Source organism: Kluyvera sichuanensis (assembly GCF_014218705.1).
GTDB classification, from domain to species: domain Bacteria; phylum Pseudomonadota; class Gammaproteobacteria; order Enterobacterales; family Enterobacteriaceae; genus Kluyvera; species Kluyvera sichuanensis.
The window spans coordinates 26,427-47,424 of sequence record NZ_JABBJF010000027.1 but is presented as its reverse complement, the minus strand read 5'-3'; the positions used below and the strand labels follow the sequence as shown (position 1 = coordinate 47,424).

The 20,998-nt window shown below is 53.0% G+C and carries 22 protein-coding genes and 3 tRNA genes; 3 read left to right on the top strand and 22 right to left on the bottom strand.

Annotation, left to right across the window (positions count from 1 at the left end):
- Positions 1-4: 4 nt before the first annotated feature.
- From HII27_RS21235 to HII27_RS21210, 6 genes are all read right to left on the bottom strand, one after another.
- Positions 5-658 (bottom strand): LysE family translocator, encoded by a 654-nt coding sequence (locus HII27_RS21235; protein WP_185669413.1) that lies wholly within the window; start codon positions 656-658, stop codon positions 5-7.
- A 42-nt stretch (positions 659-700) separates the two neighbouring features.
- Positions 701-1,417, bottom strand: a complete 717-nt coding sequence (locus HII27_RS21230) for an ABC transporter ATP-binding protein (RefSeq protein WP_185669412.1) — start codon at positions 1,415-1,417, stop codon at positions 701-703.
- On the bottom strand, positions 1,414-2,292 hold the full coding sequence (locus HII27_RS21225; RefSeq protein WP_185669411.1) for an ABC transporter ATP-binding protein: 879 nt from the start codon (positions 2,290-2,292) through the stop codon (positions 1,414-1,416). The genes HII27_RS21230 and HII27_RS21225 overlap by 4 nt, the downstream gene beginning before the upstream one ends.
- Positions 2,289-3,578, bottom strand: a complete 1,290-nt coding sequence (gene livM / locus HII27_RS21220) for a high-affinity branched-chain amino acid ABC transporter permease LivM (protein ID WP_185669410.1) — start codon at positions 3,576-3,578, stop codon at positions 2,289-2,291. Before livM ends, HII27_RS21225 begins: the two co-directional genes overlap by 4 nt.
- 9 nt (positions 3,579-3,587) lie before the next feature.
- Entirely contained in the window at positions 3,588-4,502 is a 915-nt protein-coding gene (locus HII27_RS21215) for an ABC transporter permease subunit (RefSeq protein WP_185669431.1), read from the bottom strand.
- Positions 4,503-4,581: 79 nt separating this feature from the next.
- Positions 4,582-5,703 carry a branched-chain amino acid ABC transporter substrate-binding protein gene (locus HII27_RS21210; protein WP_185669409.1) on the bottom strand — a complete coding sequence of 374 codons (1,122 nt, stop codon included), beginning with the start codon at positions 5,701-5,703 and terminating at the stop codon, positions 4,582-4,584.
- Between the two features lie 453 nt (positions 5,704-6,156).
- On the opposite strand from HII27_RS21210, the gene HII27_RS21205 reads away from it, so the two are divergent.
- Positions 6,157-6,834: an HAD family hydrolase gene (locus HII27_RS21205; RefSeq protein ID WP_185669430.1), complete on the top strand. Its 678-nt coding sequence runs from the start codon at positions 6,157-6,159 to the stop codon at positions 6,832-6,834.
- 66 nt (positions 6,835-6,900) lie between these two features.
- On the opposite strand, the gene HII27_RS21200 is transcribed toward HII27_RS21205, so the two are convergent.
- The 8 genes from HII27_RS21200 to uvrY form a co-directional block, all read right to left on the bottom strand.
- Positions 6,901-7,596 (bottom strand): hypothetical protein, encoded by a 696-nt coding sequence (locus HII27_RS21200; RefSeq protein WP_185669408.1) that lies wholly within the window; start codon positions 7,594-7,596, stop codon positions 6,901-6,903.
- A gap of 215 nt (positions 7,597-7,811) precedes the next feature.
- Positions 7,812-8,939, bottom strand: coding sequence for a PD-(D/E)XK nuclease family protein (locus tag HII27_RS21195; RefSeq protein ID WP_185669407.1), 1,128 nt, complete (start codon positions 8,937-8,939; stop codon positions 7,812-7,814).
- A gap of 295 nt (positions 8,940-9,234) precedes the next feature.
- A tRNA-Leu gene (locus tag HII27_RS21190) sits at positions 9,235-9,321 on the bottom strand.
- 11 nt (positions 9,322-9,332) lie between these two features.
- Positions 9,333-9,406 (bottom strand) — tRNA-Cys (locus HII27_RS21185).
- 40 nt (positions 9,407-9,446) lie between these two features.
- A tRNA-Gly gene (locus HII27_RS21180) sits at positions 9,447-9,522 on the bottom strand.
- A 151-nt stretch (positions 9,523-9,673) separates the two neighbouring features.
- The gene (gene pgsA / locus HII27_RS21175) at positions 9,674-10,222 is read right to left on the bottom strand and encodes a CDP-diacylglycerol--glycerol-3-phosphate 3-phosphatidyltransferase (protein ID WP_185669406.1); all 549 of its coding nucleotides are present in this window, start codon (positions 10,220-10,222) and stop codon (positions 9,674-9,676) included.
- 55 nt (positions 10,223-10,277) lie between these two features.
- Positions 10,278-12,110, bottom strand: a complete 1,833-nt coding sequence (gene uvrC, locus HII27_RS21170) for an excinuclease ABC subunit UvrC (protein WP_185669405.1) — start codon at positions 12,108-12,110, stop codon at positions 10,278-10,280.
- Positions 12,107-12,763, bottom strand: coding sequence for a UvrY/SirA/GacA family response regulator transcription factor (gene uvrY, locus HII27_RS21165; RefSeq protein ID WP_064544562.1), 657 nt, complete (start codon positions 12,761-12,763; stop codon positions 12,107-12,109). Before uvrY ends, uvrC begins: the two co-directional genes overlap by 4 nt.
- A gap of 457 nt (positions 12,764-13,220) precedes the next feature.
- On the opposite strand from uvrY, the gene HII27_RS21160 reads away from it, so the two are divergent.
- Positions 13,221-13,445 (top strand): DUF2594 family protein, encoded by a 225-nt coding sequence (locus tag HII27_RS21160; protein ID WP_035894108.1) that lies wholly within the window; start codon positions 13,221-13,223, stop codon positions 13,443-13,445.
- A 69-nt stretch (positions 13,446-13,514) separates the two neighbouring features.
- Here HII27_RS21160 and sdiA read toward each other — a convergent pair whose 3' ends face one another.
- From sdiA to HII27_RS21135, 5 genes are all read right to left on the bottom strand, one after another.
- Positions 13,515-14,237, bottom strand: coding sequence for a transcriptional regulator SdiA (sdiA, locus tag HII27_RS21155; RefSeq protein WP_185669404.1), 723 nt, complete (start codon positions 14,235-14,237; stop codon positions 13,515-13,517).
- A gap of 319 nt (positions 14,238-14,556) precedes the next feature.
- Complete coding sequence (gene tcyN / locus HII27_RS21150; protein WP_185669403.1) at positions 14,557-15,309, bottom strand: L-cystine ABC transporter ATP-binding protein TcyN; 753 nt, start codon at positions 15,307-15,309, stop codon at positions 14,557-14,559.
- Entirely contained in the window at positions 15,306-15,974 is a 669-nt protein-coding gene (tcyL, locus tag HII27_RS21145; RefSeq protein ID WP_185669402.1) for a cystine ABC transporter permease, read from the bottom strand. Before tcyL ends, tcyN begins: the two co-directional genes overlap by 4 nt.
- Positions 15,975-15,987: 13 nt before the next feature.
- Positions 15,988-16,974, bottom strand: a complete 987-nt coding sequence (gene dcyD / locus HII27_RS21140) for a D-cysteine desulfhydrase (protein ID WP_185669401.1) — start codon at positions 16,972-16,974, stop codon at positions 15,988-15,990.
- A gap of 256 nt (positions 16,975-17,230) precedes the next feature.
- Complete coding sequence (locus HII27_RS21135; RefSeq protein ID WP_185669400.1) at positions 17,231-17,620, bottom strand: HumD family translesion DNA polymerase; 390 nt, start codon at positions 17,618-17,620, stop codon at positions 17,231-17,233.
- A gap of 78 nt (positions 17,621-17,698) precedes the next feature.
- Between HII27_RS21135 and HII27_RS21130 the strand changes: the two genes are divergently transcribed.
- Positions 17,699-17,941: a DinI-like family protein gene (locus HII27_RS21130; RefSeq protein WP_185669399.1), complete on the top strand. Its 243-nt coding sequence runs from the start codon at positions 17,699-17,701 to the stop codon at positions 17,939-17,941.
- An 89-nt stretch (positions 17,942-18,030) separates the two neighbouring features.
- Here HII27_RS21130 and HII27_RS21125 read toward each other — a convergent pair whose 3' ends face one another.
- The 3 genes from HII27_RS21125 to HII27_RS21115 form a co-directional block, all read right to left on the bottom strand.
- Positions 18,031-18,429, bottom strand: a complete 399-nt coding sequence (locus HII27_RS21125) for a hypothetical protein (protein ID WP_185669398.1) — start codon at positions 18,427-18,429, stop codon at positions 18,031-18,033.
- A 266-nt stretch (positions 18,430-18,695) separates the two neighbouring features.
- Positions 18,696-19,085, bottom strand: coding sequence for a tail fiber assembly protein (locus HII27_RS21120; RefSeq protein ID WP_035891288.1), 390 nt, complete (start codon positions 19,083-19,085; stop codon positions 18,696-18,698).
- Positions 19,082-20,872: a hypothetical protein gene (locus tag HII27_RS21115; RefSeq protein WP_185669397.1), complete on the bottom strand. Its 1,791-nt coding sequence runs from the start codon at positions 20,870-20,872 to the stop codon at positions 19,082-19,084. The genes HII27_RS21120 and HII27_RS21115 overlap by 4 nt, the downstream gene beginning before the upstream one ends.
- Between the last annotated feature and the right edge of the window lie 126 nt (positions 20,873-20,998).

Sequence of the window (20,998 nt, the reverse complement as noted above, 5' to 3'; positions counted from 1 at the left end):
AGCGTCATTGCCCTTTCCCCGGCGACATGGCGCTGCCGCCGAGCAGCATACGCAGACCAAGACCAATCATCACCCCCCCAGTAAAGCGCTCCTGCCACTTGAGGAAACCAGGGTGTTTGCCTAACCATTCGCCAAAGCTGCCGGAAGCCATCGCTACGGTACCCAGCGAGAAGATCCCGGCAAGCTTCTGAATAACGCCAAAAATCAGCAGCTGAAGCCAGATAGGCCCGACGGCTGGGTCAACAAACTGCGGCAGGAAGGCGAACATAAACAGCACCGATTTGGGGTTAGTCAGGCTGTTGATGGCCCCCTCTTTTAGCGCCTGCTTGCCGGAAATGCGCACCGTGCGCTTGAGCCGGGTATCGGTGCCGGAGGTGGCCAACATCTTGATGCCGAGCCAGATAAGATAGGCCGCGCCGACCCAGCGCAGAATATCCAACGCCATCGGCCAGGCGTGCACCACCGTAACCAGCCCGAGAACCAGAAACGAGACCTGCACAAACCCGGCAATAAAGACGTTCCCCAGCACGCAGAGCAGCGCAATACGCCGACCCTGACCGATGCCGCGCGCAATGGTCAGCATCATGTCAGGGCCAGGAGAGATTTCGAGCAGCGCCAGCGCGGCCAGGAAGGTTAAAAACGTTTCGAGCGTAGGCATGATTATCGTATACAGCAGCCAAAGATGCTCTGTTATAGCACGCTACGCCCCGCCCAGATACGCTTTACGCACTTCCTGATTACCGAGCAGCTCTTCACCGCTGCCGCTGAGGCGAATCTGACCGTTAACCATCACGTAGCCACGGTCCGACAGCTTTAGCGCATGGTGCGCATTCTGCTCCACGAGAAAAATGGTCATGCCGTTGCGCGCCAGCTCGCGCAACGTCTGGAAGATCTGTTTGACCACGATCGGCGCCAGCCCGAGGCTCGGTTCATCCAGCAGCAGCAGTTTCGGGCGGCTCATCAGCGCGCGGGCAATCGCCAGCATCTGCTGCTCACCGCCGGACATGGTCATCGCTCGCTGTTTACGCCGTTCTTTTAAGCGCGGAAAGAGATCGAACATGGTTTGCAGATCGTCTGCCGCATACTGTGTACCCACCGGGATGGTGCCCATCAGCAGGTTCTCTTCAACGGTCATATCGGGGAAGATTCTTCGCCCTTCCGGTGCCTGGGCAATCCCGCCTGAGGCCACGTAGTGGGTCGATTTATGGCTGATATCATCACCGCAGAAGAGAATTTGTCCGCTGCGAATGCGCGGCTGGCCGAAAATCGACATCAACAGGGTCGATTTTCCCGCCCCGTTGGCGCCAATCAGCGAGACCGTTTCACCCTTATTAACCTGCAGAGAGACCTGCTTAAGCGCCTGGATCACGCCGTAAAAAACATCGACCTCACGAAACTCCAGCATCGGCTCGCTCATAGGCTCACCTCGTCTTCGCTGGTGCCCAGATAGGCGGCAATCACCTTTTCATCGTTCTGAATTTGCTCAGCCCTTCCCTGCGCAATCACATCGCCGTGGTCGAGCACGATAATGTTGTCCGATATCTCCATCACCATCCCCATATCGTGTTCAATCAGCAGCACCGTGATCGCATGGTGCTCGCGCAGGAAACGGATAATCTTGCTTAGCGCCCGGGTTTCCACCGGGTTCAGCCCCGCCGCCGGTTCATCAAGGCAGATCATCTCCGGCCCGGTGCACATGGCGCGAGCAATTTCCAGACGTCGCTGCTGGCCGTAGGACATCTCGCCCGCCAGCCGGTTCGCGCAGTCCACCAGATCCACCACCTCCAGCCAGTAGAAGGCGCGATCCAGCGCATCGCTTTCGGCCCGGCGATAAGCAGGCGTATTCAGCACCCCGGCAATCAGGTTGCGGTTGACCTGCATATGCTGCGCCACCAGCAGGTTTTCAATCACCGACATTTCGCGGAACAGGCGGATATTCTGGAACGTTCGCGCCAGCCCGGCCCGGTTTACCAGATGGGTGCCGCCAAACATTTTATAGAACAGCCGCTGGCCAAACTGCGCAGGGTTTATCCAGTCGCCGGGTTGGAATTTCTGCCCGAGGATTTGAATCACGTTGGTGGTTTTATTACGGGTATTGAACAGAATGTTGCCGCCGGAGGCTTTATAGAAGCCGGTCAGGCAGTTAAACACCGTGGTTTTCCCCGCGCCGTTCGGGCCAATCAGCGCTGTAATTGACCCGCGCTTAACCTCAAGGTTAACGTCGTTCAGCGCCTTAATGCCGCCAAAATGCATCATCAGATGCTCAACGCTCAGAATCACGTCCTGGCTCATGGCGCAACTCCTTTACGCACGGCAAAACCGCTGCGATTGATACGAATCAGGCCACGCGGCCGCCAGATCATCATCACCACCATCAGCACGCCAAACAGCAGCACGCGATATTCAGCAAAGCTGCGCAGCAGCTCCGGAGTGACGGTGAGCACAAATGCCGCCAGCACTACGCCAATGGTCGAGCCCATACCGCCCAGCACCACGATGGCGAGGATCAGCGCCGACTCAAAGAAGGTGAACGAAGTCGGGTTGACGAACCCCTGATAGGTGGCGAAGAACACCCCGGCGATACCCGCCGTGGAAGCGCCGAGCGTAAACGCCGACAGCTTCACCAGCACGTGGTTAAGCCCCATCGAACGGCAGGCGATTTCATCTTCCCGCAGCGCTTCCCACGCGCGGCCAATCGGCATGCGGGTTAAACGATGTTTGATGTAGAGCACCAGCAGCACCACCAGAACCAGCACCGCATAGATAAAGATAAACTTCATATTGGGGTTGTAGGTGAGATGGAAAAACTCGTGGAACGGCACGCCCCCCTCTTTCGCCCGCCGACCAAACTCGAGGCCAAAGAAGGTTGGCGGCGGTGCCGATACGCCGTTCGGGCCGCCGGTAAAGCTCAGCCAGTTGTTGAGCACCAGGCGGATGATTTCGCCAAACCCCAGCGTCACGATCGCCAGATAGTCGCCGTGCATCCTCAGCACCGGGAAGCCGAGCAATGCGCCAGCGGCAGCAGCCATCAGCGCCGCAATCGGCAGCATCGACCAGAAGCCCAACCCCAGATACTGATACCCAAGCGCCAGCCCGTAAGCACCAATGGCGTAGAAGGCGACGTAGCCAAGATCCAGCAGCCCCGCCAGCCCGACCACGATGTTCAGCCCCAGGCCTAGCAGCACGTAGATAAGCCCAAGGATTGCCACCGTCAGCACATATTTGGTCGCCACAAACGGGAAGCAGACCGCCAGCGCCAGGATCAGCGGGATAACCCAGCGCATGTTGCTTTTATAGTCTGGCGAGCGGACATAAACCCCGGCACTGTCACCTTCAAACCGCGCGCTGAAGCGCCTGCCGACGGCGGTCATCGACAGCGCGCTTAATGCAAAACGCCCTATCATCACCGCCGCGACAATCCACACCAGCCGCTGGCCGTTAAAGTTGAAGCTGTAGCCGTCCAGCACTACGCCCACGATGGGGCCAAAGATAATCAGCGCCACCAGGCCTGCGAAAATCGCATCCAGCACGCAGCGCTTGAGAGAAAAACCGTCGTGTACGGCCGTTGAATGCGTCATGTTCGGCTCCTACACTTTGGCGACAATCGGGCGACCAAGCAGCCCCTGCGGACGGAAAATCAGAATGACCACCAGCAGACCAAAGGAGAAGACGTCCTTATAGTCGGTGTTCACCATTCCGGAGAACTGCGCTTCGGCAACCCCGAGCAGCAGCCCGCCGAGCATCGCCCCCGGCAGCGAGCCGATGCCCCCTAACACCGCGGCGGTAAAAGCTTTAATACCGATGATAAACCCGGCATAGAAATCAAAGGTGCCGTAGTTCATGGTGATAAGCACCCCTGCCAACCCCGCCATCGCCGCGCCAATAACGAACACCAGCGAGATAATCCGGTCGGTATTAATGCCGAGGATGGATGCCATTTTGCGATCCTGCTGCACGGCACGACACATGCGCCCAAGGCGGGTATGGCCGATTATCCAGGTCAGCAGCAGCATGCCCGCAAACGAGGCCAGCAGAATAAAGATTTTGGTGTAGGTTATCTGCACAAAGCCTTCACCGATATGCAGTCGCAGCACGCCGTCGAGCATCGTCGGCACGCCCTGTTGACGCGGCCCCTGGCTGATTTGCGCGTAGTTTTGCAGAATCAACGACATGCCGATGGCGGAAATCAGCGGCGCCAGGCGCGTGGAGTTACGCAGCGGTTTATAGGCGATGCGCTCAATCGTCCAGCCGTAAACTCCCGTCACCACGATGGTAAACACCAGCGTGCCGAGGATCAGCAGCGGAAAAGAGTGCAGGCCGAAATAAGAGAGCAGCGCCAGACCGATGGCGCAGAGATAGGCCGATATCATATACACTTCGCCGTGCGCGAAGTTAATCATACCGATAATGCCGTAGACCATGGTGTAACCAATGGCTATCAATCCGTAGACGGAACCTAGCGTCAATCCATTAACTAACTGTTGCAGGAAGAATGTCTCCATCATCGCTCGCTCGTGTTGTGTCATCTATTATTGAGCGCCGGTATGAACTCATACCGGCGCTGAGCGTGATTCCGTCTCGTTACTCGACTTCCTTGTACTTGCCCTGGTCGTCCCACTGGTAGACCACGTAATCCGAGACCTTCAGGTCGCCTTTGCTGTCCCAGGCTTTTTTGCCCATCACCGTCTCAACCGGGTTGGCTTTCAGCCAGGCGCTGGCTTTCGCAGAGTCGGCACCGCCGGTAGCTTTGAACGCTGCGGCAATCGCCTGAATTGAGGCGTAGGAGTAGAGGGTGTAGCCTTCTGGCTCAAACTTGTTGGCGCGGAATTTCTCGATGACCGCTTTGCCGTCCGGGATCAGGCGTGGGTCTTTACCGAAGGTCATATAGATACCCTTGGTGTACTGCGGCCCGCCCGCGGCGGTGACCATCTCTTCGTTGACGATACAGTCGCCGGAGAAGAATTTCGCCTGTACGCCCTGCTCACGCATCTGGCGCACCAGCGGGCCTGCTTCCGGGTGACAGCCACCGAAGAAGACCACGTCCGGTTTCTGCGCGCCAATCTTGGTCACCAGGGCGTTGAAGTCCTTTTCACCACGCGATAGGCCTTCATACATCACATCTTTGACGCCACGTTTTGCCAGCGCGGCACGGGTGGCATCCGCCAGCCCCTGACCGTAGGTGTCTTTATCGTGGATAATCACCACGCGCTTGGCCTTCAGTTTATCGATGATGAAATCGCTGGCGACGCCGCCCTGCTGGTCATCGCGACCACACATGCGGAACATATCGTTCATCCCACGTTCGGTAATCAGCGGGTTGGTGGAGCCCGGGGTAATCGCAAGAACCCCAGCGTCGTTATAAACCTCTGAGGCAGGCATGGTGGAAGAGGAGCAGAAATGGCCGACCACGGCCTGCACTTTATCCTGATCGACCAGGCGGTTAGCGACCGACACGGCCTGTTTCGGTTCGCAGGCGTCATCCCCCTGCACCAGCTTAATTTTCTCGCCGTTAATCCCACCGGCAGCGTTGATATCCGCTGCCGCCTGGGTGGCGCCATGCCAGTATTGATCGCCATAGGTGGCATTTGGCCCGGTAAATGGCCCTGCCACGCCAATCACGATATCGGCCTGGGCGGAAAACGCCGTCACCAGACACCCTGCCAACACAAGAGAAAGCGGACTTTTTATAAATTTCAGCGACATTATTATCTACCTTAGCAAAGAGGTTTATGCATAACGGTGTGAAGCCGAACGACTGGCGCGAGCACCAAACAACGACATCCTGACAATATCCTGCTGATAACGGCGAGGTTTCCTTACGCTTTTCAGGCCAAATCATTAAGCAAAATGGTTGCCAACTTTACGCACCCTTGCCTGGAATTTGACAATTTTGAGTATAGAGTGCGCGGGTCAAGCCTCTGCCTCGGCGCGGTGAAATTACGGCGGGGATCACATCTCGTTAACAATAAAGTACATAAATAATGCAATAGTCACGCTTTGTGCATTTTTGTAGCAAATTGTTCGGCTTATGTTACCTGATGGTGCAAAGGGAGTGAGGCGATGCGCAGACGGCGTGCAGAGACAAACGGGGCATATTTTGCTTCCACTATGGCTAGTGGTAACATTTTATCTATACCTACCAGCGCGAGAAAAATGATGACGATAATCGAGGCCGATAAACAGATCCTGTCCGTTTTTGACTTTGACGGTACCCTGACCCGGCACGACAGCTTTATCCCCTTCCTGAAGTTCGCCTTCGGTCGTCGCCGGTTTGCCCGCAAAATGCTGCGTCTCGTTATCCCTTCGGTGCAGTGCTTTCGCCGCCGACTGACCCGCGATGAGCTTAAGGAAGTGCTGATCACCACCTTCCTCGCCGGATGTGACGAAAAATGGGTACAGGACAAAGCGGAAGCCTACTGCCAGCGCACCTGGAAAAAACTGATGCGCCCGGCCGGGCTGATGGCGGTAGCGGCAGAACGCGCATCCGGCGCCGAAGTAACGCTGTGCTCCGCCTCGCCGATGATCGTCCTGCGGCCTTTTGCTGAAAAGCTGGGGATTAAGCTGATAGGAACCGAACTGGAAAGCAAGGATGGCGTGTTAACGGGGCGGATCGTCGGCCATAACTGCCGATGCATCCACAAAATCAATCGCCTTGAGGCGGTTTATGGCCCGCTCAGCCGCTATCATCTCCGCGCCTGGGGAGATACCCGCGGCGATTATGAGCTGCTAGCCACCGCCAGCGATGCGCACTGGCAGCATTTCCAGCCTGGGTGGTCGCGCAAGAAAAACCCAATTGCGCGCTTTCGCAGTGAGTTTATGAAGGATTTGACCTGAGGGGTTTACCTAAGCGTCGTGATCCGTTTTTCTGGGTACATGGCTCCCCGACATGATATAGGGCAATTAGCTTCGGCTGTGCCCTTCACGATTAAGCAATACGTCAGGGAATAGCGAACTTGCCACGCCGATCAACAGATATTCCAGGAACGTTAATCGTGTTGGGCCAAACTCGGGCCAGATACCGACATCATTTTTATTCCACGCTTTGCACCAGAACCAGACATCCTGTTTTAGCTGCGGCCTTTCCGAGGGATATGAAACAAACAGACGTTCAGCCCAGTGCTGATACTTTAAGGTCACGTATTTAGCATCGTGTCCCGGCAGAACGGAAGCGCTCAGATCGCCAATATGATACTGGTAGTTATCCCCCCATCGAGCAAATTTGTCTTTTACCCTGTCGATATCTTTAATATTGGCGGACACCGGATTACTGCGCCCTTTTGACTCTGCTTTACCGATATAGAGCGGTATCACATCGTCGTTCTGGCGGGTAAACATCATATAAATAAGTCCGTCGAACTGCTCACGAGCGTTCGAAATATCATCGATAAGAATGGTGGTCTCGGTGATAACCTTTTCTTCCATCGATAGGCTTCGCGAGAGAATACTCCTGGATGCGGTTTTGCCTATCTGGCGAATGCGCACGACAGATTCGTGGTCCAATTCGAAGAGCGGCGCGCTGTTTTTAATTATGTTCTGATCGCGGCAGAAAGCATCCCATAATGCTTTACGCTGACCTACTGCATGTGAGTCCATCATCTTTGCATCACCATCGTAGCGTTATTATCAGACTATCGCTGGATGGTATCATTTTGCAGGTAATTTGGGTTGTGAGAATCAGAGGAATAAGCTGTTGAATGATTGCCCTCAAAATGAGGTATCGTTTTCGGGCAATCATTTCTGTCTGCAAAGCAATATTGTCGCAAGAATCAAGAAATATGAGCATTCAGGTGGTTATTAAACACGCACTACCGCTACGCTCCGATGCGTTCATCTACCCACGTAGTCATATCTTTCAGAAGCATCATCGCATCCTTTTTACTGTGCGTATTACCCCAGAAACTCAACTCGAGAAGCTGCCCCTTGCTCGTGATTGAGACATCGTAATCTTCAGGGCTGGCCGTTGGAATAAAACTCCCGTTGCTTAACGCAAGCCTCACCTCTTCTTTGAGCGCATTAATATCTGGGTAATTATCAGAGTGAATCCAACCATTCACATAAAACTCAGCTTCGCCTTGCCCATTAGAAGAAGGACGATAAACCAGGGTCACACCGGTTTTCCCCTGCCCCCAGCATCCAGGCATCAGATGAATGGCTTTATAGTAGTCCTTCCAGTTATTGATACTGGTGGCGATATGCGCATCTGGCAGGACTTCTGATACCACGAGCTTTGCTTCTTCGGTTATCGCGCTCTCATACATCTCAAGCAATTGGACCGACTTAATTAATGAGCTGAAGTTCTCAGTGACGAACTCGACATTTTTATCTGATACGCTATCCATGCTAGTCTCGCTTAAATTTTTAAGATGATTTAAAAACTCTTGATAGAAGACAGTCCACTTGCTGAGCGGATTGTCCATTAACTCACCGCCTAAACGCTGCAGTGCGGTTGTTAGCAGTTCTGAATAATTGACAAGTTGCCAACCCTCCGCACCTTTCGCGTAGTTGTTATCGGGCTTCAATATGCATCGATAAACGCGTTGATTGTTATCACCATAGCGCTCAATAAGATTTACATAGCTTGGGAAAGGGTTATACGTATCAGCACGAACCTTATGCTCAATGCCGATAATGAACTCATCATGCTTTATCAGGATATCCAGATACTTTCCATCAGCTGTTTGAGCCTCTCTCTGAACTTCCAGCGAAGTGAAATCAATATCATCAACATCAAGAGTTGTATCCAGGTTGCACAACAATGCTTTGAGCAACCATGGCGAAACGGTCTTCTGAGCCCCCATAAAAAGCGCGATTAAGTCTGACGTTGGATTTTCAAGATATCCGGAGCCGCCCAGTTCAAAAAAGTTGAGCTCAGATTCGCTATCAATTGTAATATTTTTAAGTCGTTCGATAAAATTGGTATCTAACTCTGTTATTGACATTTAACCATCCTTTTCATGCTAACACCTACTTTGTCCATCTCATCCCCACTGCAGAATGGCGCTCTTAGCGGCATCAACTCGAGCGTCAGTACCTCAATGCAATTGGCATGATCGATACTACTCGAAACCCCAAAACCGGAACGCGTCAGACAAGACAAAATTAAAAATACAGAGGAGAATAAACGGTAAAAATAAGGAGATAGATGAAAGAGAGTAGAAAGGACAAAAACAAAAAAACCACCCGTAGGTGGTTTCACGACACTGCTTATTGCTTTGATTATTCTTTTGTTTCCCATGGTAGCCGGAGTGGGACTTGAACCCACACAGCGCGAACGCCGAGGGATTTTAAATCCCTTGTGTCTACCGATTCCACCATCCGGCCAGGGAAAAAAGTGGAGGCGCGTTCCGGAGTCGAACCGGACTAGACGGATTTGCAATCCGCTACATAACCGCTTTGCTAACGCGCCTTTGATGCTTAAACACCCGCTAATGCCGATGCTTTTAATTTGGAGCGGGAAACGAGACTCGAACTCGCGACCCCGACCTTGGCAAGGTCGTGCTCTACCAACTGAGCTATTCCCGCATTATCAAGTTGATTTGCTAACCACTTGATTTTGCTATCGTCTGGCAATCAGTGCTGCCGTTCGATGCGTTGCATTCTACTTATCTGACGCGGTGAGTCAACGGTAATTTTCTCAACTTTGAATCGTTTGCTGAAAATTACGCCGAAACGATCACTCTTGAAGCAAATCACCGCGCGCCGCGTTCAAATATTGCAGCATTGACCACAGCGTCAGCACCGCTGCAACCATGAATAACGCAATACCGGCCCACTCAACCCAGATATTTGGGCGCCACAGCATCCAGACCAGCGCAGCCATCTGTGCGGTGGTTTTAACTTTGCCAATCCAGGAGACCGCTACGCTGCTGCGTTTACCCAGCTCCGCCATCCACTCGCGCAGCGCGGAGATGATAATTTCACGGGCAATCATGGTCGCTGCCGGCAGCGTCACCCACCAGGTGTGGTAGTGTTCGGCCACCAGCACCATCGCAATCGCGACCATCACTTTATCCGCCACCGGATCGAGGAAGGCACCGAAACGGGTACTTTGGTTCCAGCGGCGCGCCAGATAGCCATCAAACCAGTCGGTTACCGCTGCGATAAAGAAGATAAGCGCACACACAAAGGGAGCCCAGGTGAACGGCAGGTAGAACGCCAGCACGAAAAACGGGATCAGGACGACGCGGAACAACGTGAGCAATGTAGGAATATTATATTGCATGGCGAGGTAACTATCTGTTGTCAGTAAATATTAGCCCTATGTTGCTACAGAGCCCCTAATGTTTCAACGAGTAGAAGATCTTTTCTGCGAGTCCGACCGAGATTCCCGGCACTTTCGCAATATCTTCAATGCTTGCCTGCTGCAAACCTTGCAGCCCGCCCATGTACTTGAGCAACATCTGGCGGCGTTTTGGCCCCACGCCTTCGATGGTCTCCAGCGAACTGGTGCTTTTAACCTTAGCGCGTTTCTTACGGTGCCCGGAAATCGCATGATCGTGTGATTCGTCGCGAATATGCTGAATGACGTGCAGCGCCGGGGAATCCGGCGGCAGGCTGAAGCCCTCACCTTCCGGCTCAAAGAACAGCGTCTCAAGGCCCGCCTTACGGTCGCTGCCTTTTGCCACGCCCAGCAGCAGCGGGTGGTTTTTGTCCCACGGCACGTTAAGCTCGGCAAATACCGCTTTTGCCTGGCCCAACTGCCCTTTCCCGCCGTCAATCAGGATAACGTCAGGAATTTTGCTGTCATCGATGGCTTTACCATAACGGCGACGCAGCACCTGGTTCATCGCCGCATAGTCATCGCCCGGCGTAATACCGGTAATGTTGTAGCGGCGATATTCGGCGCGCAGCGGACCATTGGCATCAAATACCACACACGAGGCAACGGTTTGTTCCCCCATGGTGTGGCTGATATCAAAACACTCCATGCGCTTGATAGCCGGTAACTTTAGCTCAGCGGAGAGCGCCTGCAGGCGTTGATGGACGGTCGACTGTTGAGAAAGTTTAGTCGACAGCGCCGTCACCGCATTGGTGCGCGCCAGCTTCAGATAGCGCGCACGGTCACCGCGCGGCTTGGTTTGCACCTGAATGCGACGCCCCGCCAGCTCGGATAACGAATCGGCCAGCAGCGTTTTGTCTTTCAGCGTAAAGTCGAGCAGGATCTCGCCCGGCAGCGTTCGCATCTGGCTGCCCTGGAAATAGAACTGGCCGACGAAGGTTTCCACCACTTCGCCCAGTTCGGTATCGCTTGGAACTTTGGGGAAATAACTGCGGCTACCCAGCACTTTCCCCTGGCGGATGAACAGCACGTGCACGCAGGCCATACCCGCTTCAAACGCCACGCCAATCACATCGAGGTCGTCGCCGTTGTTGGAGACAAACTGTTTCTCGGTGACACGACGGACGGCCTGAATCTGATCGCGAATACGCGCGGCTTCTTCAAACGCCAGCGCCTGGCTCGCTTTCTCCATCCGCGCAATCAGCTGGGTCAGCACCTGGTCGTCCTTGCCAGCGAGAAACAGCCGCACGTAGTCAACCTGCTGGGCATACTCTTCCTCGCTTACCAGTCCTTTCACGCACGGCCCCAGGCAGCGACCAATCTGGTACTGCAGGCACGGACGCGAACGGTTACGGTAGACGCTGTTTTCACACTGACGAATCGGGAAGATCTTTTGCAGAAGCGCCAGCGTTTCCCGCACCGCATAGCCGTTAGGGAACGGCCCGAAGTACTCCCCTTTCGCGTGTTTAGCGCCGCGATGGGTCGCCAGACGCGGATGCGCGTCGCCGCTCAGGAAAATAAAGGGATAGGATTTGTCATCGCGCAGCAGAACGTTATAGCGAGGCTGATAAAGCTTGATATAGTTATGCTCAAGCAGCAGCGCTTCCGTTTCGGTATGGGTAACGGTGACATCAATCTGCGCTATCTGCGCCACCAGGGCTTCCGTTTTGCGGGAAGCAACCTGAGTGCGGAAATAGCTGGAAAGGCGTTTTTTGAGATCTTTGGCTTTGCCAACGTAAATGACCGTACCGCCGGCATCATACATACGATAAACGCCGGGCTGGCTGGTTACGGTTTTCAGAAAGGCTTTTGAATCAAAAACATCACTCACTGACTTGCTAACGACTCCGCATTGCACAGGCCATGGCGAATTGCCAGGTGCGTCAGTTCAACATCACCGTGTATGTTCAATTTGCTAAACATACGGTAGCGGTAGCTGTTGACCGTCTTAGGACTCAGATTCAACTGTTCTGAGATCTCATTCACCTTCTGGCCTTTAGTGATCATCAGCATAATCTGCAATTCACGTTCAGACAAACTGGAGAACGGGGATTCGGTCTTTTCCGGCTCAATCTGGCTCAACGCCATTTGCTGGGCGATGTCTGAGGCAATGTAACGCTGCCCGGAGAAGACCGAGCGAATGGCGTTGACCACCTCTTGCGGGGCGGCACCTTTACTCAGATACCCCGCAGCGCCGGCCTGCATTACCTTCGCGGGAAGTGGGTTTTCCGTGTGTACGGTTAACATGATGACTTTGGTGTCGACGGCAGAGCGCGCAATCTTACGCGTGGCTTCCAGGCCACCGATGCCCGGCATATTCATGTCCATCAGCACAACATCGACCGGGTTGGCGCGGCACCATTTCACCGCATCTTCCCCGCAGTTGGCTTCGCCGGTCACTCTAATACCTTTTATATCTTCGAGAATGCGTCGTATCCCTGCGCGCACCAGTTCGTGGTCATCAACAAGAAGGACGTTGATCAAAGGAATAATCTCCAGAATAGGGATAACGCTACTACTTCTTAATTCACCCATACTACCGGGTTTTATATCAACTGTGAAAGTCTAAAAATGCCAGAGCACCGTTTTCGATCTCGTTTTTGGAAATATTCGTGTACAGGTGCTGGAAAGACCTAAAAAACAATAAGATGCCCAACACAAAAGTCAGTATGCGGACAACAATAACCCGAGTAAACAGGCACTTTGTCGTATATTTGATAAATAGCCCCTATAATATGTAACAACAATTAACGATGAAGGAACCATATTTAAACAATTCGGCGCTAACTGCCTGTCTTCTCACCGCTAAATAATAATGAATAACAGATCTGAGCTGCGCGCAAAAAACAGGCGCTCCTTTTTTTCCTCCGGCTTGTGGTATACTGCGCCGCTTTCATAATCCGGAACGCGCATAATGCGCAGAAATTGTACGAGGCAATAAATGAGCACACCTGATTTTTCTACCGCTGAAAATAATCAAAATCTGGCCCAGGAACTTTCCTGCCTGAAGGCAATGCTGACGCTGATGCTGCAGGCAATGGGGCAGGCAGATGCGGGGCGTGTGATTATTAAAATGGAAAAACAAATTGCGCAGTTAGAAGATGAAGCTCAGGCTGCCGTATTTTCCAGCACCGTTAAGCAAATTAAACAAGCTTATCGCCAGTAATCTTAAACCGGCTGAAGCATCGCTGCTTACAGCCGGTTTGCCGTCTGGCACGCAGAACGTACGAACGAGTCAGATCAATCCAATCGCCGCCGCATAGCAGGCAATCTGCGTTTTGTTAGGCGCACTAAATTTCTTCTGCATGTTCTTCTGATGGAAGTTTACGGTATTCTCGGAAATAGACAGAATCATCGAAATCTCCGCCGATGTTTTCCCCTCCGCCGTCCATTTCAGAATTTCTAATTCCCGCTTACTGAATTTCATTTCCCGCGGCATCACCATTTCGTCTTCGACGCGTAATAACGCCAGCAGGCTCATCTCCAGTAATATCTGCAACCGCATCGCCATTTCGTCTTCCGCAAGCGGTTGACGCGCCACGCGCGTGCGCGATACCGACAGGAAACCGTGAGCGTGGTTTGGCAGCATCAGACACTGGGTCGCCCCGGTATGCAAACCGTGCTTGCGCGCGGCGAGCCACAACTCCTGTGCATCGCTAAACAGTTCATCGTTCCAGCGCAGGTGACCCAACGAGAAGTTATCCGGTTTCAGCACCGGATCGATAGCCATATAATTCGCAGACTTATAGTGACTCATCCAGGCATCGGGATAAGTGGTATATACCGAGATGCGAGGCCGTGTGAAAGGCACCGGATGGCGCACGCACAGTGCGAAGAAGTCATATTCCAGATATTCGGTCTGCTGCTGTAAGAGCGCATATATCTGATCGCTTGCTGTAGCCGCCTGGAAAATTTGCAGCATTTCCCGCCGCCAACTGAAAAAATCATCGTCTCTCATAACTACGAGAAACCCCCTGATCAATAATCATTTTTATGAATACAGAAACCTAACACATAAATCTTATTTATATGTATAAAATATCACGCTTCGGCAAAATAATCCTAATTTCCCCTATTTTTGCAACGAATGCCGCGTAAACACCGTCACCAGGCCATTTGGCTCTATTCAGGGCAATATAAAGCCCACCTATTGATTAGGCATACTTAAGTAAAATTTTTCATTAAAAGCGCGTAAATAACCTTAGGGCATCATTTGCGATAAAAAATAAGTCGTACGCGGACGCGCGCCGTTAATCCCGGGCGCGTCCGCGCCGCTATTACTGCATGAGGAATTTTTCCAGGAACTGGCGGGTGCGCGCCTGCTGTGGGTTCGCAAACAGCGCCTTCGCTTCCCCCTGTTCAACCACGCGCCCTTGATCCATAAAGATGGCCCGGTCGGCGACGTCGCGGGCAAAGCTCATTTCGTGGGTGACAATAACCATCGTACGCTTCTCTTCGGCCAGCGCGCGGATGGTGTTGAGCACCTCCCCTACCAGCTCTGGATCTAACGCCGAGGTTGGCTCATCGAAAAGGATCACGTCCGGGCGCATTGCCAGCGCACGCGCAATCGCTACGCGCTGCTGCTGGCCACCGGAGAGACGGCGCGGATAGCTCTCCTCTTTCCCTGAAAGCCCCACCTTGCCGAGCAACTCCCGCGCTCTGGCGGTGGCTTCTGCTTTATCTTCGCCTTTGACAATCACCGGCCCTTCAATGATGTTCTCCAGCACCGTGCGGTGCGGAAACAGGTTGAAGTTCTGGAACACAAAGCCGACGTGCTGGCGCAGGCGGCGGATCAGCCCTTTCTGCTGGCTGAGCGGACGCGCGGTGTCGATGGTCATATCACCCACCCGAATAGTGCCGCTTTCCGGCACTTCCAGCAGGTTAATGCTGCGCAAAAGCGTGGTTTTCCCCGAGCCACTCGGCCCGATGATCGCCACCACTTCACCCTCTTTTACTTCCAGGTCAATCCCGTGCAGCACCGTCTGCCCGTGGAATTTCTTCACCAGGTTTTTGACTTCGATTGCACTCATTTCGGATCTCGCTCCTGGCGGTTAAGCTGATTTTCAAAATAGTTTTGCAGCGCCGACAGCACCGTCGCCATCACCCAGTAAATCAGCGATGCAGCCAGATACATGGTGAACACTTCCAGCGTACGTGAGGTGATAAGCTGCGCCTGACGAAACAGTTCCGGCACCTGGATGGTCGCCGCCAGCGAGGTGTCCTTCACCAGGCTGATAAAGCTGTTCGACAGCGGCGGCAGCGCCACGCGGGCCGCCTGCGGCAGAATCGCGCGGCGCATGGCTTGCCACGGCGTCATCCCGATACTGGCGGCCGCTTCCCACTGCCCTTTATCGATTGACGAAATCGCCGCACGTAGTGTTTCCGCCGCGTAGGCCGCGGTATTGAGCGACAGGCCAATCATCGCCGACGGAATCGGGTCAAGTTCGATACCAAACTGCGGCAGGCCGTAGTAGATCATAAACAGCTGCGCAATCAGCGGTGTGCCGCGGAAAATAGAGATATAGCAGCGTGCCAGCCAGCGGATGGGGCCAATGGGCGAGAGCCGCATCAGCGCGAGAATAAAGCCCAGAATCAGGCCGAAGAACATCCCGCCGATACTGAGCTGGAGCGTAAAGACCGCGCCTTTAAGCAGATACGGCGCGGAGTCGATAACCAGTTGAATACTTTCTTGCATGAGCGCGTTCTATTTAAATATGAGGATGATAGGCAAAGAGCGCTGGCGCTCCGCCGGTATGGATAAACAGAATCGGCCCTTCGTCTTTAAAGCGTTTCTGATTGATACCGTCGATAAGCCCGGCCATCGCTTTGCCGGTATAAACCGGGTCAAGCAAAATGCCTTCCAGACGCGCCAGTAGCTTCACTGCTTCCATGCCGTCATCATTAGGAATGCCGTAGGCTGGGGCAAAATAGTCGTCCCACAGCGTAATACCGGCGCTTGCCGTCAGCTCAAGGCTACGGGCCACCTCCTGCTGCAGTGTAACCACTTTCGGCAACTGGTCGGCCACTTTGCGCGAAACGGTCACGCCAATCAATTCCGCGTCAGGCATTACCTGCTCGAGGCCAACGGCCAGGCCCGCGTGGGTTCCCGCACTGCCGGAAGCCACCACCACGGATGAAATCGACACCGCCCCTTCGCACTGCTGGGCAATTTCCAGCGCGCTTTCAACGTAGCCCAACGCGCCCAGCGCATTCGAACCGCCCACCGGGATGACGTACGGGCGAAAACCCTGTGCTTCCAGGCGCGTGGCAAGCTCGGCGAGCTGTGCGTTCGGGTCGGTCAGCGCGTCGCACATCTCGACCTGGGTGTTAAACAGATCCAACAGCAGACGGTTGCCGTTGCTGAGGTAGTTTTCCGCCGTCGTGCCCATCGGATTTTCCAGCAGCGCCACACAGTGCAGGCCAAGCTTGGCTGCCACTGCCGCCGTCTGGCGTACGTGGTTGGACTGAATCGCCCCAGCGGTCACCAGCGTGTCAGCGCCTTCACGTAATGCATCGGCGGCGAGGAACTCCAGCTTACGCAATTTGTTGCCGCCCATCGCCAGCGGGGTGACGTCGTCGCGTTTGATAAAGATATCGCGGCCGATGTAGTCAGAAAAACGCGGCAGATATTCCAGCGGCGTAGGTGCGCCGATCAATTCGAGGCGCGGAAAGCGGGTTAAATTTTGCAGTGACATAGCATCTCCTTGGTCTTGTTTTTATTATGCGCCTTAAATAAAAAATGTAGCCCTATTTTCATGAATCACTAAAGAGCGCCCAAGAGCATGTGTTTTCTTTATGTTATTCAATGCATTGAACATACACGCCATATGAAATTCGGTAAAGTTCATATGTGTTATAACGTCCCAATCATGCCCCAAAATGCCCCAAATATGCCTTTTTTGCCCCATAGATGCCCCACGCAGACCAGCTCTAACCGAGCTTTTTACCCGTTCACATCACCGGGCAGTCGTCAAACTCTCCCGTTCTGGCATCGTTGATGATGTACGTAATCACCCCGAAAACAGGGAGTGACCCCGTATACCCACCTTCATCTTCCGGTAGCTCTTCTCTTCGGCCATTTTCCAAATTGATCAGATGTGGAGTCGGATGCAGGCGATAACGCTTTATCCTGAACTCCCCTTCGATAGCACACACAAGCAGTGAACCATCGAATGGAGAAAGCGAAGAGTCGACCACCAGCAAGGCCCCTTGTATAACTCCTTCACGGAAATGAGAACACGCAGCTCGCATAAAGTAAGTCGCCGCTGGCTTGCTGATAAGCAGCCGATCAAGAGAAATACTTGTTTCGGCGAAATCAGCCGCTGGTGATGGAAATCCCATAATTGAGCCCTCACTTGAATACTGGATAAAAACACAGTATAAATACTGTATACATAACCAGTAAAGAGGGAGTTAATCATGTTTGTGGAACTCGTTTATGACAAAAGGAATTTTGATGGTTTGCCTGGTGCGAAGGACATCATTCTGGGTGAATTGAGCAAGAGGGTGCACCGTATTTTCCCTGATGCTGATGTAAGAGTTAAGCCGATGATGACGCTACCGGCGATCAATACTGATGCCAGTAAGCATGAGAAGGAGCGGATCAGCGCCGCTGTGCAGGAAATGTTTGAAGAGGCTGAATTATGGCTTGTGGATGAATGAGTGATTTCACCTATACTTGCGCCAGCGCCATGGCATGAACACCTGGCCTACTGCTGCGGTCTGTGCTTGCATACCACGGTCGCAGCAAACTAACATTGAGCGCTTTTGCTGCTCACTATCTTTTCCGTAACGCCTTTTGCTGCTACTTTCAACGCCCGGTTAAACGCAATAACGGTTACAGGCTTACCCTGATACTTGACCCTGTTAGAGTGGCTCTGAAAAATATAGATATCATCGGGATATTTTTCTCTGCGTCTCTGTATGAGCTCGCAAATCAGAGGGGGAGCCTCTACCTGAACACTCTTAAATCTCGCCCCCTTTTCGAGATTCAGATATTTTCCGTCAAAGTTCCTATGCTTAAGATTGATAACCTGGCCAACACTAAGTGGCACCAGGCAAAGAAAAATCCATAAATCTGACCATGTATCACTGATATCTTTTAGCTTATGGGATATTAGCGCTATTTCTTTGATGGTGAATTGGCTCATTTTCCAGGCTGCTACTTTTTTGTTCTAAATCCGCAATGACTTATAACATATATTACATCGATTAGTTACATTTCACCCCTATGTCAAATGGTGGGTCGCTTTCAGATATACGTTCCACCATTGCCTCAAAAATTACTTTTCGACTATGACCGATTCAACATATTGGCGTTTATCAACTCGCGGTGGATATCACCTGGTTTCCCTCAGTGCGAAAGCATGGGGAAAGCCATTATGATGGCGGTTCGGCAGAGCAAAGCGCTGTGGCGTTAATTTTCCGGACGCGGCGGCCACTCAATTTCCGGTGCCGCGTCCAGATCGAGCGCATCAAGTTTCTTCACATACGCCCGCCACAACTTCAGCTTAGCCAGGTCATCATCAGTAATGTCACCCAATTGTAGGTCCAGAACCCATCCGGCCATGATCCGGTTAGCTTCTTCCTTCAACTGCTCACGCAACGCTACAGAATCAGCCACATCATCAGCATGAGTTCTGATATATGGCGCATCAACAACCCACTCACCAGTGAAGCGGTTGTATGTCATTGCCCCCCCGGCAAAACCATCCGCAACGATTGCCGGGTAATTCAGGCCGCCGAACGCCGATGCGCTGGTGCTCCAGTCTCTATTATTTTTCTGGCTTACGTAGATAGTCTTCATTCTGTGATTTTCCATACGTGAATGCGTACTGGTGAAACGGTGGTGTAGTTTGTCGTAAACTCCTGGCTCGCCCCGCAGTTCAGAGAAATTGTAACAAAAGCAGCTTTGCCACATGTCATTACAATTCCCTCGCCCTGCGAATAGCTGGAAATCATCCCATAGCTGTTGGGGCTCGAATAAATCCAGGGTGTCGTTGTCCATTTCTGCAACGTCGCATGGAAAATCTCACACACGCATATCACGGGGGTATTATTGCCAAACGGATTTTCAAAAACGGTTCTGCTGCCCAGTGCTGGGTTTGTTTCCGGAGAGATAAGCGCATAATCAATGCGCGCATTAGTGGCGATAATTTTTGCAAGTAACTCAGCATCCCCAGCAGCGATAGCCGTAGCCAGTGCCAGTGCATCGATGCTGCCGCCATTGGTGGCCTTAGCTGCGTAACGGACCGTCCAGCAACCATACTGCCGGTTTGGTCGGATTTCGGTTACGCCATCCTGGTATATACCATCGTAAAGCTTAGCGTTAAAACCCAAAGGAACCCCAGAGGTTAAGGACGCAATCGTCGCCCCTTGGGTCGGTGGTGACACGGTTTCTCTCTCTAATAATTCAAACGCGCCATCGACAATTGAATCATTGCGCATTAATGATGATGTCGCGCCAAGTCGTACCACGGTCCCTTTGATGTTAGGTAGCGCCGAGCCAGCCATAGTACCTTCTAGATCCGCGACCCCACCATCACCAACTTTAACCGGAATCTTTAAGGACCCTGGCTGAACGCCGTTATCATCTGGCAGGCGCATTTTCCCCGGCGAGGACTCCAGCACATAACAGCCGCGGTTAAGCGGGTCAGCCTGCCATTCTGCTTCGGTACAGGTTGGTAGCTTACCGGCCAGCGCTTTCGCGTACAGGTCAGCGAAGATGCCTGTCTGGTCCACTTCCTGCCCGTCGCGCGGCGCCGTACCAGGCTCCAGCGCGGTGCGCATTTCCTGCCAGTCAATCTGGCCCAGATAGCCAGGCAACATGTCAGCGATTTCGGCTTTGGAAAAGACTTCCAGCGTGGCACGCGCCTCAGGGATATTTGTGAGATCAGACAAGTGCTGATCGACATGTAGCAAGTTTTTCGGGTTAACCTGCGATGCATCATGCGCCGCATTTGTTGCTGCAAGTTCTGCCGCCGCTTGTGCTGTCTCGGACTTACCTTGTGCCGCCTCTGATTTCTGCTGTGCCGCCTCCGCTTTTCCCTGCGCTGTCTCCGATGCTGTTTTAGCGGTTTCAGCATCAGTCTTGGCCTGAAGGATGATCGGCTTGTCGGTCGCTACCTGCTGCGCGTCGGTGTTGATCTGCGCTGCCGTCGCTGACAGGTCGTCTGGGTCCAATGCTGTCAACAGGTCGTTAATCTTGCGCCACGAGAAACCGGTAAGCGTCGTGCCGTCAGGCAGGAGGACATTAACGGTATCATGGGATGATAGAACTGCCTGCCAGTTAATTGCGTTCTCATTTGCGACGCGCAGTGATTCGGTCACCTGTTTATTTAGCTCTGCCGTTACACGTAGCATCGTTTTGCGCGGAACGGCCTGCCATGCCACGCCGGTGGTTGTAGGCCCGGTGAACGGCAGGGATAACACCAGAGCTGTATCGCTCGTTACAGAATCAACCGCCAGCGAATAGACGGTTCCTCCTACGGTAACCACCACAACATCGGCGGCGGTCATATCAGCTGTAAATGTTGTGCCAGTACCGATTACGGCGGTGCTGCCATTAGTGAGCTTTAAAGTGCCTGCTGACATAAAAGCCTCTTGTCAATTTTTGGATATGCGGAATCCTGCGCGGAACACGCAAAATTTATAAATATTAAGTGTGGGAATATCCCAATGAAAAAATTTATCGTTCGTGGTGGCAATGGTGCGCTGATT